This is a genomic window from Pseudoalteromonas luteoviolacea (assembly GCF_000814765.1).
GTDB classification, from domain to species: domain Bacteria; phylum Pseudomonadota; class Gammaproteobacteria; order Enterobacterales; family Alteromonadaceae; genus Pseudoalteromonas; species Pseudoalteromonas luteoviolacea_H.
The window spans coordinates 332,696-344,877 of the sequence record NZ_JWIC01000003.1 but is presented as its reverse complement, the minus strand read 5'-3'; the positions used below and the strand labels follow the sequence as shown (position 1 = coordinate 344,877).

Here is a 12,182-nt window from a genome sequence, read left to right as displayed (position 1 = left end):
AATGCGCTTTTTACCATATAATTTCTTTTAAAGAAACAAAAACAGCCCAACAGAAACAACTTAGCCTTAAAATCGCAACAATAAATAAACATTTAAGCCCAAATTAAACTGCCAAGTGCGACACACGCCAATATCGAGCAGCCATGCCCTATAAATACGTGTTACACCTCGATATGTTCCACAGTAGAAATAAACCTCCCTGGTCATGTCCAATGTACTTTGACCACCAGATAAATTGCTCGACTTTGTAATTTGGCTGGAATTTAAAACATGAAGCGCATAGGGCATGTAAAAAAGCAGCCTAGCCAAAACGCTTGCGACCATTACATAACGAAGTTAGTATATAACAAATTTATTATATGCAATTTAGAAATAGGCAACGATATGAAGGTTCTATTTTTATGCACTGAGAACTCAGCGCGCTCTCTGATGGCTGAAGTATTACTAAAACACCATGGTAAAGGCCAATATGATGTTTACAGTGCAGGTACTCACCCGACTGGCGCTGATCCTCGTACCCTCGCAGCTATCGAACACTTTGGGCTGAATAACCAAGGCTTGGCTTCACAGCATGTAGATGAATTCTCAAATATGCATTTCGACTATGTGATAACCTTGTGCGCAAGCGCGACCAAAGAATGTGAAGGTCGTGTCAATGGCGTTAATTGCCTTGCTTGGGATATTGCAGAGCCTAAGTCTCGCCAATGTGAGCATCCATTTGAAAAGACTTTGCAAGAGATCAATGAAAAGATCCAGTCTCTATTTATTGAAAATGCCACACAAAAACCGGCAACAATTCACCCTACAGCATTTTATAAAGCGCTGGCCGATGAGACTCGTTTAAAAACCCTACTCATCATTGCCGTTGAAAAAGAAGCCTGTGTATGCGAACTGATGACGGCACTGGACGAGTCGAGCCAACCAAAAGTATCTCGACATCTCGCGCAGCTGCGAAAAATAGGGATCTTGTCAGATAGAAAATACCATCAATGGGTTTTCTATTCTCTCAACCCCACTTTACCTGAGTGGATGAAACACGTCATTACATCGACCGTGATCAATGAACCCTGCTTCATAGAAAAAGAGCTCAGTAGATTGAACGCCATGGGTGATCGCCCTACTCGTTTTGCAAACTTGTGTAACTAAGGAGTTCGTCTGTGGGTATATTTGAACGTTACCTATCTGTTTGGGTTGCTGCCAGTATTGTATTCGGGGTTGGGCTAGGCTTGGTTTATCCCCCTCTATTCGAACTCATCGCGACCATGGCTTATGCCAATGTTAATTTGGTTATCGCTGTGTTTATCTGGGTCATGATTTACCCCATGATGGTGCAAATTGACTTCTCAACCATCCGAGAAGTCGGCAAAAATCCGCAAGGATTGATCCTCACTGTGGTGATCAATTGGCTCGTAAAACCTTTCACAATGGCTGCGCTTGGTTGGTTATTTTTTGAGGGTGTTTTTGCCAATTATGTCAATCCAGAAACGGCACAGTCGTACATCGCTGGTATGATTTTATTGGGTGTTGCCCCATGTACCGCCATGGTGTTTGTGTGGTCCCAACTGACAAAAGGCGATGCCAACTATACCTTAGTACAAGTGTCTGTTAACGACGTGATTATGATCTTCGCATTTGCGCCCATTGCAGGCTTATTACTCGGTGTATCTGATATTCATGTGCCGTGGGATACATTGCTTATGTCTGTTGTACTATATGTGCTGTTACCCCTAATAGCGGGTATTTTCACACGAAAACGGTTAAATTCATCAGGCCAAAATGAAACCACCATTAACGCATTACTTGCCAAATTGAAGCCTTTTTCAGTAATAGGGTTGTTGGCCACGGTCGTGCTGTTGTTTGGTTTTCAAGCCAATACCATCATCACACAGCCGATGAACATCATTTTGATAGCCATCCCCCTTATTTTGCAAACCTATGGCATATTTTTCATCGCTTATTTTGCAGCACTCAAACTCAAATTAAAACACAACATCGCCGCGCCCGCTTGCCTCATTGGCACGTCAAACTTCTTTGAGTTGGCCGTCGCTGTGGCAATATCTTTATTTGGATTACATTCAGGTGCCGCACTTGCCACCGTGGTCGGCGTATTGGTTGAAGTCCCTGTGATGTTATCTTTGGTCGCAATTGTTAATAAAACCAAACACTGGTTTAACCCACAAACCCATTAAGAGGCAATTATGCAAACTCACCCATTTGATAAGCTAACACTGGAAAATGGCGGCGAATTTATATTTACTCCGTGTCCAGGCACAAAAGAGGCCACCTTAAAAGCGTCGGTCAGCCAACTGAAACACGCAGGCGCAGAGGCCATCATTACCTTAATGTATGACAGTGAGCTACAAAAGAACAATGCACAAAACCTCGCGTTAGAGTGCCAAGAACAAGGCGTCACGTGGTTTCAATTTCCACTTCCCGATGACGATGCGCCTAATCAAGATTTCACCAACGCATTTAATCATCATTATAATGAAGTCATTGATATCATTAATCGTCAAGGTACTGTCGCTGTGCACTGTAAAGGTGGCTCTGGCAGAACAGGACTGGTGATTGGCCTATTAATGAAACGGCTGGGGTACACACATTCAGACATCATCACGCAAGTGCAATCAATCAGACCCAAAGCACTCAAACATCCTGCACAAGTGTCATTTTTTGAGCAATTTTAGTCACCTTATCGCTATCAATTTAAGAGTAAATAGCGCAATTAAGTTGACCAAAAATAAAAAAGCCAAGTAAGCAATACGCTATACTTGGCTTCTCATGTGCACACTCAAAACAAGCATGCTGACGTTGAGTTTTACTTGATGTAGTACTCTACGATACCCGCAGTGTAACCACCGCTAAACTCCCACTTGCTGAACGCACCTGTGAAGTTATAAACATGTGACCAACCGATATTTAGGATTGCTTCACTGTAGTCACCGCCAGAACCACCACAACCAGATCTTTCTGTGTGCCAGAAACGACCATATGGCGCAGGGTTATTAGCCAGTGAGTCTGTTTGGTTAAGTGAGATACAAGACGCATTTAATAGCGCATCTTTTTCTACGATACCCACCTTGCCAGCACCATCAACAAACATAATACCGTATTGCATACTGTCTCTAACTGCTTGCCAGTTTGCATCGGTCATTACACCAAAACCGTCGTGCTTAACAACATCAACAGCATCAACTGATTTTAGTGATGTATTATGTGTCGCGAATAAAGTCCAGCCGCCAGACTCTTTTTCCATATTACAATATACTTCAATTGGCGCTGAGTTCGCTGGAGTAATTGTATAGTAACCGCTTGCTACTAATGGGTTTTGTGTTTGAATTGCAGCACACGAGCTACCCGTCGGTGCTTGAGCAAAATCATTTGCCAATCTAGGTGCAACTGTATCACGACCAAAAGCAGTCACATCTTGTGCAAACACATGTCTGCCAAACTTCATAACATTAACATGCTCTACAATGTGCGTAAGTTCAGTGTCTTTCGACTGCTCTTCTTGCAGATACAATCCATAAGTCGCTTCAGTAGCTGCTGAGTGGTCAAGTTTTACTTGATCAATGATGAAATCGTTACCACCGATTGAACCCGTATTGTTTGGCGCGTAGATAGCTAGGTATGCAACTGTTTCTTGCGCTGGTAGGTTTGAAGCGGCTTCTTCACCTTGCTTTAATGCAACAAAGCCGTGCTGCGTCACACCATGTACGCGAGTTACATAGGCTTTTGCATTGTCGTTTGATTGACCAGTTAAGAAAATATGCGGTGTATGGTCAAACTTCTCAGAGAAGTTAATTGTGTTTTCACCGTTGCCTAGTTTAAAGGTACCAACTTCAATGATTGTGCCATCAGCCAGAGCTTGACGACCAGCAGGCAGTGATAGAATTGCGAGATCTTCGGCAACGTGTGCACCGTCAAGATATGGCCATTCTTGGAATTTAATTTCAACACCACCAGCAGATTGCTGCAAAGCGATAATACCAGCGTCAGCTTCTTTGTCTGAAGGCGCACTTGTGAATACTAGATTACCGTTAGTGTGATTTACAACGTTCCAAGCATCGCTTGCAGAAACTTCAGCGTACTCGTTAACAGCCATCGCGCTTGTGCACGCAAATAAAGAAAGCCATAGGGTATTTTTAAGCATCATCATCTCCTTTAAATGATACAATTTATTAATGTGTCAATGAACAAGATTTATTTACTTATGAAAAGTAAAACTAAACTCATATATTTTTTATTCTTACTTTCAACTTTAGTCGAGCTCAATAGAAACGAAACAAAACATTGATTTAGAACAAAATATATTTAAACCATCAAATTCATAAATAGGATGATAGCCCTTTCCATTAAAAATAAAATAGTATTAATTTATTATTTTTAATGATTAAATTCATATAGTTCACTTTACCCACTAATATGCTTCTTGTTGCATAGAATTAGCTAATATTTGACCTAATCCCATATCGTATATTTATCTCCTTGCCATTTTAACAACGTAAATAAATACCCCGTTATCAACATGAATAAGCCCCCTATCAAAGCGGCTTCACTAACAATGCCCAAAGTACAAAACATAAAACCAAAACCATGACTTATATACTCGATGCGTCTTGCCGTTTTACGTTTGGGCCTAATTTGTAAGAAATTAAGCGTAAACCACACCTTTAATATCAGTGGTAACTCCTTCCAATTGTCTTTACTTTGTTTCATTGTAAACCTCACCTGATTCAACGCTTCAATACTGACATTCAGTGCAGCTGCAAGGCATTTCTGTGACTCTAAACTTGCATTGGCACCAGCTTCAATGCGCTGAATAGTCCGTACATTTAAACCTGACATATTCGCGAGCTGTTCTTGAGATAAGCTGCGGCTTAACCTAAGTTGTTTTAAAATCATATTTTTACCTCAATAAACTGCAATGAGAGCATAATAAATCCTACTCTCTGGCGGTGACGACAATACCTCGACTCTAACCCGACATTAACACGACTTGGTAACGACATCTTAAAATTAGCATAGTAATCAGTGGCTTTGATAATTTTAAAATTTAACATTCGTAACATATATCAGTGAATTTACATCGTTTTTTTTGCAAAATTCAGCTAGCATAGCTGGAAATTCATAATAATTAGAATAGAGGGAAGTATGATCCAAGATGGTTTTGCGTTTATCGCATTCTTAATGTTTGTATCCAGTATAATAATTTGGGGTGAGGATAAATATAAAAACGGGCCTTTTTTCAAGTATGTACCAGCTGTTATTATCATCTATTTTTCAGCCATGGTGATGTCAACTTTAGGCGTTTGGGAAATGACCGAGTCTGTTAAACAAGCTCGCTCGGAAGTCAAAACAGCGATTTTACCAGCCATGATCTTTTTGATGTTACTAAGGGCTGATTTAAGAGATATTGTAAAGCTGGGACCAAAGCTATTGGGGACATTTTTCGCGGCAACATTAAGTATTGTTCTTGGATTCATTGTCTCGTTCGCACTATTCCAAAGTTACTTAAATGACAATGCTGCGCTCACGTTTGGTGCCTTAGCAGGCAGTTGGATTGGGGGCACACAAAACATGGTTGCGGTCCAACAATCTTTAGGGCTCAATGATGCTGGTATGGGTTATACACTGCTCATCGATTCTATTGATTATGCAATGTGGATTATGTTTTTATTGGCACTCGTGCCATTTGCACACAAATTTAATGCGTGGACCAAAGCAGATACCAGCACACTGGACGATCTACAAGAAAAACTCACCTTATCCAATGACAAAATCAGAAAAGAAACCACGTTTCCAGATATGATGCTTTTATTAGGGAGTGCCTTTGGTCTCTCAGCACTGGCGATTTATGTCTCAGGTTTGTTACCTCACAACGCCGTACTAACAGGCACGACATGGAGCATCATGATAGTGACCCTTGTTGGTGTGATTTGTGCGATGACACCACTTGGCAAGCTACCTGGCTCACCACAACTTTCGAATGTCTTACTGTATACTTTAGTCGGTCTGATTGCAGCCAATGCAGACTTTGCAGAGCTGACCCAAGCACCTGCATACATTTTAGCGGGCTTTGTTATTCTGCTGATCCATGGCGTGATCCTGACTACCATAGCCAAAATTTTCAAGCTGGACCTCTTTACCTGTGGCATTGCGTCGCTCGCAAATATTGGCGGGGTTGCTTCATCACCCGTGCTCGCTGCAGCGTATAGCCAAACGTTAGTACCTGTTGCAATCTTAATGGCGTTGATGGGCGTCATCATTGGTACTGGTGCAGGCATTGGGGTAGCTATGTTGCTACAAGCTATGTAAGCCTGCATAAAGTTGCAGTGAGTAAACATGCTCACTGCAACCTTTTTTGTCGAACTAACCAGTTAAAGCACTGAGTTCCTCGACTTTTGTGTTTTGAGGCGCAGTACAGTTTTCACTCAGTGAGTCCCCTGCGCTTCAATCCAAAGTGTGTGCTTTGGAAATACATGTTCGCTTCCAAAGCTCCTCCTTGTTATTTCACTTCAATACGTATTTGCGTATTTCCGTTATCAATCTCGCCCACGCCTTTAGAAGCAACCGCTTTATAGTCTGAGCCACGCACTTTTCTAATGTATGTGTAATTGCCGCCATCCGCATATGTACCCCGGTGTTGCCAACTGCCGTTAACACGCAGATGAAGCTGTATATCACCGCCGAAGTATGGCTGATGGTTATTGCCATTAACTAAGACCTTATTCACTGCCCATGCATGGCGGTTGGTTAAGTATGTTGCGCCAGAGTAATTATGATTGGTTGGAGTAATGGTACTGACGGCTACTTTATTAGCAGATTGAATATCCAACTCTTTCACATAACGTGACCCTTTAGTCGGATCAAAAGACGTGCTTTCGGTAAATAAAACATGCACATCAATATGCAGTTCAAAATATCACCAAAAAACTATTATTCGTGTATGTAAAATCAAAAAACATATGTTTATATTGATTAATTAGTCAACGATATAAAATCGTAGTTATTTAATCAAAAAATATAAACCTAAAAAAATTGAAAAATGATTTCATAAATATCAAAAGAGCCATCTCTGGCTCTTGTCGTATTGTCGTATTGTCGTATTGTCGTATTGTCGTATTGTCGTATTGTCGTATTGTCGTTATTATCAGCCTCGATTATGTGGCCGAGCGTAATCGATGTCCGGTCCATTGGGCACAACTTGCGTTGGATTGATCATCGTATGGCTAAAATAGTAATGACGTTTAATATGATAAAAATCAACTGTCTCAGCGACGCCTGGGTATTGATATAATTCTCTAACGTAATTAGACAAGTTTGGATAGCTTTCAATTGTGCGCTGATTACATTTAAAGTGACCAACATACACGGCATCAAATCTTATCAAAGTGGTAAACAAACGCCAATCGGCTTCTGTTAATGTATCGCCAGCTAAGTACCTATTTTCACTTAGAATATTTTCTACTTTATCAAGCGCATCAAATAGTTTGCCATACGCTTGGTGATAAGCCTCTTGGCTGGTGGCAAACCCTGTGCGATATACCCCGTTATTTATCGAGTCATAAACAAAATCATTGATGTCATCAATTTGAGCCTGTAAAGCACGTGGATAAAAATCTAATGTATTGCCTGTAAGCGTATCAAATGCACTATTAAACATACGAATGATCTCAGATGACTCATTACTCACGATACGCTGTAATTGTTTATCCCATAAAACGGGCACTGTAACTCGACCGCTATAATCTGCTTTATTTTTGGTGTAGATCTGATGCATAAAGTGACTGTCAAATAATGCATCGCCTGTACTGCCGGTGGCTTTGTCAAACGTCCAACCCTGCTCTAACATGTCAGGACTCACCACAGATACATCAATGTAGTCCTCTAACCCTTTAAGCTTTCTAAATATCAATGTGCGGTGCGCCCAAGGGCAAGCGAGTGATACAAACAAGTGATAGCGGCCTTTTTCTGCTTTAAAACCTGCTTCTCCACTTGGGCCTGCTTCGCCGTCAGGGGTAACCCAATTTCGTAACTGGGCAGCTTCACGCTTAAATTCACCATTACTTGATTTAGTATCGTACCACTTGTCTTGCCAATGTCCGTTAACCAATAAACCCATTTTTTGCTCCTCACCTATGCTTAAACATGTATCTGCAACTGCTGACATAGCAGTTCAAAGTTTGGCCCAAATTTGGGCCACCGCCATTTATGCTGATTTAGCCAACTTGTGGTCGACACTAAAGCGACCTGCGCCAGTAGAGGCTAAGGCTAAAAAGCCGCCTGCCATGGCGATGTTTTTAAAGAACATAAAAAACTGCATTTGATCCGCAAGGTTATTGTGAAACACCAAAGCACTCACTACACAGAATCCGGCAAAGGCCAATGCGGTTAACTGGGTTAATGCCCCCGCTAAGATAAATAATCCGCCAATCAGCTCAAACGCAATCACTAACGGGAGTAAAAACTCAGGTAAACCACCGGAAGCGAGATACTGCGCATTGCCCTCAAAGTATTGGATTTTATTCACCCCCGCCAAAATAAAGATAACAGATAAACCAACTCGACCCAGTAAGTTTGCGGCATTCGATAGATGGTCATTATTAGAAACGATATTGAGTAAATTCATGATGTTCTCCAACGCTGTAAATTTGTTTTTTTGGCATCTCTGCCCGACTTGCTAACAAGTTTACTATCTAATTAGAGAATTAAAATTTGAATAAATAGAGGACTTCATTCTTTAAAAAAGAATGAAAGATATAAAACAACACAGGACAGTTAGGAAAAATAACCTTAACTCCCTGTTCAAAATACAAAAAGCGGCATGTTGCCGCTTTAAAATCGCCTTAATCATAGGCCAGTGTCATTCGCTACTGTGCTTTAGGCGCGACTTTGAACGATTTGATATTGCCTTCGTTTTCAGATGTGGTGGTAATATAAGCTAGATGGATATCTCCTGCCTCTGGCGACAAAGTCACCTTTGCAATGGGCGTATCTGTATTGGCACCTTGACCGGCCTTGACGACAATTAACTCATTTAAATCTACCGACAAGTCCATAAACTGAGTTGCATCACCATACTCTAAGTTCTCAGCTAACTTTTCATCACCCATATACACATCCACTTTGCCCATATCAGCAACGTAAGTATGGATAACAATCACACGATATTTACTCTGTGCAACTTCTGCATCGTCTATTTTCACCGCATCCAGCTGAGCCGCTTGTGCAGAGTCATTGTCTAATCGACCATAGCTATACACAACATAATCACCATGTTCGGAAAACCTAAAGCGCGTCGACGAAATTGCCACCTCTTTGGAATTACCTTCTACCGCGTAAAATGTAAAGACATTGCCATCTGAGTCATCTTGAACGAGCAGTTTTTCTGCCGACTTAGCGCCGAATAACAGCCCATTTTCGTCAGACAGCGACACCTCTTCATGGCCTTTTTCAAATTCCCAATACACATCCATTTCACTATTTACTAAATTAATCGCACTGACATCCGCGGTATAGGTGTCGTCATTATTGCACCCAGCTAAAGCCGTCACAGCAACAGATAGAACTAAACCAGTTATTAATTTCACGATACTCTCCTCCCATTGGCGTTATGAAAAGTATATGGATCATCGTTCAAACGAGTTGTTATTGAATGTTACTTTTCAATACTTTGATGTAGCAGAGCGTTACAGATGGCATCTAAGCGTAACGATCCCCCGTAAAAACGAAATAATTTAAGCATTGAGCTTGCTGATAGGCTGACAAGAAAGAATACGCGTATGCTGCTTGGCAAAATAGGCTTGGGTATGAGACGCATCATAATGCCGCTTTAAATCTGCTTCACAGTGCCACGCTTCCCACAAATAAAACACACCGGGCTCGTCAGCAGCATGATAGATGTCAAAATAAATACAGCCGGATTCATTGACTGTATGTGTTCTCAAGATATTTAGATCGGTCGTAATTTCTGAGATATTGTCGTGGTTTGCCATTAACTTGGCAACAATGTAATAGCTCATAAGGTGTCCTTTTAAAATTGTATCAATAAAGAACAGCTATCATAACCAGCATCATATACGTAAACTATACAAACAAATGAGAACTAACTTTACATATATGTAATGCTATTAAATGACCTCTACCTTTTCTCTATCATTGTCGATTGTGGCAGCTTGAGTCGTGCAGCCAAACAATTAAATACCACTGTCGCGACTGTTTCCCGCAGGCTTTGCGCACTCGAAGCGCACATCGGACAGCCACTGCTAAACAGACATGCACGTGGTATCCATGTCACACAGGCAGGAGAGCAGTTATATCGGCAATATGCAGTGGATTTACAGACGATTCAAACTCAGCTCACAGAGTTCAAATCACACGCTCAGTTGATCAGCGGGCGATTAAAGGTTTTGGCACCGAGTAACTTGGCCACAACTGCGCTGGCAGATTTTTGGCCAGAGTTTATGCGCACTTATCCTGAGCTACAACTCGATATCCAGACCAGTAATCATATCCAAGATATTGCTGAGCAAGGCGCTGATTGCGCAATTCGTGTTGGCCATTTACCAAGCTCTAGCTTAGTGCAAAAACGCCTTGGTACCATAGAGAGTAAACTGGTTGCTGCACCTGAACACCCAGATATCACCTATGTGACTGAATTGTCTGAACATACTTTTGCCATTTCACAGCAGGTCAATAACCTTACACTCTCTCATCCGAAACAAGGAGACTATAAGTTAACCGTCACACCAACACATTTTTGCAACGACATCGCACTTCTTAAAGCCATGGTAAAAAGTGGCCGATGCATCGCCTTGCTTCCATTGAGTGAAGCATCAAGTTGTTTGCAAAGTGGCGCACTAAAAACAGTACTGCCACATTGGTCTGGTGTTGAACGTCCGGTATATTTGGTGACAACCTCTCGCAAATACCCGTCACCGAAAGTAAAAGCGTTTGCAGACATGCTCAAACAGTTTATAGCGCAACAGCCTTGGGCCAGTTAAATACTGCAATAACTCATTGCGCAATGTTTGTCGAGCGCCTGCTCAAACAGCTTTTGCAACACAATAATATCATTCGTGCGCACGTAATTAGGCCTAACAACCAGTGCGATAGTGCGGTGCGGACCCGGCTCATTGAGGTGTAACGCCACCAGCTCAGACTCGCCTTTTATCAGTTGATCAAGCGCCATTTGCGGCACTAAGGTGGTGCCCATTTTTCCAGCAACCATCTGGATCAATGTGTGTAAGCTTGTACTATCAAAGGTTGTGTCTTTTTGCTCTTGTGGCAAATTACACGCACTCAAGGCATGCTCTTTTAAGCAATGGCCGTCTTTAAGTAACATGAGTTTAGCAATATCAAATTGGTCGCTGGTGATCTCTTGCAGCCCTGCCCCGCTCTCATCTTTGTGACTCACCCAGTAAAAATCCTCTTGCCAGAAGTTAAACGCCATCAGCCCATCAATTTGATAAGGCAAAGCTAAAATGGCGGCATCTAATTCGCCTTGGCGCAGCATATCGGTTAAAACATGAGACTGCTCTTCTATGATCTTTAACTTAAAATCAGGGTATTGCTGACGCACATCTGGCAAAACTTTAGGCAGTAAAAATGGGCCAATGGTCGGGATCACACCTATTTTCATCGGTCTGCAAAGCGGCGACTTATCTACTTGTGAAAGCATCATAAACTCATCGACTTCCAACTTAATTTTGCGCGCCTTATCCAGTAACAGCTTGCCTTGCTCAGTTACAAATACATGTTTATTATTGCGCTCAAAAATCACCGTCCCCAACTGTTTTTCAAGTTCATGTATCGCCGTACTTAAGGTCGATTGAGACACATGGCACGCATCCGCCGCCTTTTTAAAGTGCAGTGTTTTTTCTACCGCAAGTGCATAGATGATTTGTTTTATCGAGACCATTGAAACGTTCTTTTTTATTGATTGTTTTTTCTATTTTAATCAATTGCGCGTTAAGTGCACCCGCGCAGCTGTTCGCATTTTCACCACACTTTACGCTAAGTCTAGTTTGACGTTGAATAAAGATAATAAATTCAATGTCATACATATTTTTTGATGTGCTTTTTTTATACATTCTAAAAAACTGATAATTAACATTAAATTATTCAATTTTTCATTTAACACCCGTCTACTTAGGCTCTAAAAGGTCACCACTCAGACA

13 protein-coding genes are annotated in these 12,182 nt (G+C 41.5%); 5 read left to right on the top strand and 8 right to left on the bottom strand.

What is annotated here, in order from left to right:
- The first annotated feature begins 384 nt into the window (after positions 1–384).
- The 3 genes from JF50_RS02820 to JF50_RS02810 are packed head-to-tail and all read left to right on the top strand — an operon-like array spanning position 385 to position 2,687.
- On the top strand, positions 385–1,146 hold the full coding sequence (locus JF50_RS02820) for a metalloregulator ArsR/SmtB family transcription factor (RefSeq protein WP_039607975.1): 762 nt from the start codon (positions 385–387) through the stop codon (positions 1,144–1,146).
- Between the two features lie 11 nt (positions 1,147–1,157).
- On the top strand, positions 1,158–2,189 hold the full coding sequence (gene arsB, locus JF50_RS02815) for an ACR3 family arsenite efflux transporter (protein WP_039607974.1): 1,032 nt from the start codon (positions 1,158–1,160) through the stop codon (positions 2,187–2,189).
- 9 nt (positions 2,190–2,198) lie between these two features.
- Positions 2,199–2,687: a dual specificity protein phosphatase family protein gene (locus tag JF50_RS02810; RefSeq protein WP_039607973.1), complete on the top strand. Its 489-nt coding sequence runs from the start codon at positions 2,199–2,201 to the stop codon at positions 2,685–2,687.
- A 131-nt stretch (positions 2,688–2,818) separates the two neighbouring features.
- Here the strand turns inward: JF50_RS02810 and JF50_RS02805 are convergent, their stop codons facing one another.
- Positions 2,819–4,159 carry a fibrinogen-like YCDxxxxGGGW domain-containing protein gene (locus JF50_RS02805; RefSeq protein WP_152614443.1) on the bottom strand — a complete coding sequence of 447 codons (1,341 nt, stop codon included), beginning with the start codon at positions 4,157–4,159 and terminating at the stop codon, positions 2,819–2,821.
- A 302-nt stretch (positions 4,160–4,461) separates the two neighbouring features.
- On the bottom strand, positions 4,462–4,905 hold the full coding sequence (locus JF50_RS02800) for a helix-turn-helix domain-containing protein (RefSeq protein ID WP_039607971.1): 444 nt from the start codon (positions 4,903–4,905) through the stop codon (positions 4,462–4,464).
- Positions 4,906–5,154: 249 nt separating this feature from the next.
- Between JF50_RS02800 and JF50_RS02795 the strand changes: the two genes are divergently transcribed.
- Positions 5,155–6,318 (top strand): DUF819 domain-containing protein, encoded by a 1,164-nt coding sequence (locus JF50_RS02795; RefSeq protein WP_039607970.1) that lies wholly within the window; start codon positions 5,155–5,157, stop codon positions 6,316–6,318.
- A 190-nt stretch (positions 6,319–6,508) separates the two neighbouring features.
- On the opposite strand, the gene JF50_RS02790 is transcribed toward JF50_RS02795, so the two are convergent.
- From JF50_RS02790 to JF50_RS25910, 5 genes are all read right to left on the bottom strand, one after another.
- Positions 6,509–6,904: a hypothetical protein gene (locus JF50_RS02790; RefSeq protein WP_039607969.1), complete on the bottom strand. Its 396-nt coding sequence runs from the start codon at positions 6,902–6,904 to the stop codon at positions 6,509–6,511.
- Between the two features lie 249 nt (positions 6,905–7,153).
- The gene (locus JF50_RS02785) at positions 7,154–8,125 is read right to left on the bottom strand and encodes a glutathione S-transferase family protein (RefSeq protein ID WP_039608070.1); all 972 of its coding nucleotides are present in this window, start codon (positions 8,123–8,125) and stop codon (positions 7,154–7,156) included.
- An 87-nt stretch (positions 8,126–8,212) separates the two neighbouring features.
- Positions 8,213–8,632, bottom strand: a complete 420-nt coding sequence (locus tag JF50_RS02780; protein ID WP_039607968.1) for a DoxX family protein — start codon at positions 8,630–8,632, stop codon at positions 8,213–8,215.
- Between the two features lie 241 nt (positions 8,633–8,873).
- Positions 8,874–9,593: a DUF4397 domain-containing protein gene (locus tag JF50_RS02775; RefSeq protein WP_039607967.1), complete on the bottom strand. Its 720-nt coding sequence runs from the start codon at positions 9,591–9,593 to the stop codon at positions 8,874–8,876.
- Positions 9,594–9,740: 147 nt separating this feature from the next.
- The gene (locus JF50_RS25910) at positions 9,741–10,025 is read right to left on the bottom strand and encodes a putative quinol monooxygenase (protein WP_052262102.1); all 285 of its coding nucleotides are present in this window, start codon (positions 10,023–10,025) and stop codon (positions 9,741–9,743) included.
- Between the two features lie 102 nt (positions 10,026–10,127).
- Between JF50_RS25910 and JF50_RS02765 the strand changes: the two genes are divergently transcribed.
- Positions 10,128–11,006 (top strand): LysR family transcriptional regulator, encoded by an 879-nt coding sequence (locus tag JF50_RS02765; RefSeq protein ID WP_039607966.1) that lies wholly within the window; start codon positions 10,128–10,130, stop codon positions 11,004–11,006.
- Here the strand turns inward: JF50_RS02765 and JF50_RS02760 are convergent.
- Positions 11,003–11,923 carry a hydrogen peroxide-inducible genes activator gene (locus JF50_RS02760; RefSeq protein ID WP_039607965.1) on the bottom strand — a complete coding sequence of 307 codons (921 nt, stop codon included), beginning with the start codon at positions 11,921–11,923 and terminating at the stop codon, positions 11,003–11,005. The genes JF50_RS02765 and JF50_RS02760 overlap by 4 nt on opposite strands.
- Positions 11,924–12,182: the final 259 nt, after the last annotated feature.

What these genes read in the sequence shown, in the direction of transcription:
- JF50_RS02780 (WP_039607968.1), bottom strand. Translation starts at nt 8,632, where the DNA reads ATGAATTTACTCAATATCGTTTCTAATAATGACCATCTATCGAATGCC.
- JF50_RS02800 (WP_039607971.1), bottom strand. Translation starts at nt 4,905, where the DNA reads ATGATTTTAAAACAACTTAGGTTAAGCCGCAGCTTATCTCAAGAACAG.
- JF50_RS02795 (WP_039607970.1), top strand. Translation starts at nt 5,155, where the DNA reads ATGATCCAAGATGGTTTTGCGTTTATCGCATTCTTAATGTTTGTATCC.
- JF50_RS02760 (WP_039607965.1), bottom strand. Translation starts at nt 11,923, where the DNA reads ATGGTCTCGATAAAACAAATCATCTATGCACTTGCGGTAGAAAAAACA.
- JF50_RS02765 (WP_039607966.1), top strand. Translation starts at nt 10,128, where the DNA reads ATGCTATTAAATGACCTCTACCTTTTCTCTATCATTGTCGATTGTGGC.
- JF50_RS02820 (WP_039607975.1), top strand. Translation starts at nt 385, where the DNA reads ATGAAGGTTCTATTTTTATGCACTGAGAACTCAGCGCGCTCTCTGATG.
- JF50_RS02810 (WP_039607973.1), top strand. Translation starts at nt 2,199, where the DNA reads ATGCAAACTCACCCATTTGATAAGCTAACACTGGAAAATGGCGGCGAA.
- JF50_RS02785 (WP_039608070.1), bottom strand. Translation starts at nt 8,125, where the DNA reads ATGGGTTTATTGGTTAACGGACATTGGCAAGACAAGTGGTACGATACT.
- JF50_RS02805 (WP_152614443.1), bottom strand. Translation starts at nt 4,159, where the DNA reads ATGATGATGCTTAAAAATACCCTATGGCTTTCTTTATTTGCGTGCACA.
- JF50_RS25910 (WP_052262102.1), bottom strand. Translation starts at nt 10,025, where the DNA reads ATGAGCTATTACATTGTTGCCAAGTTAATGGCAAACCACGACAATATC.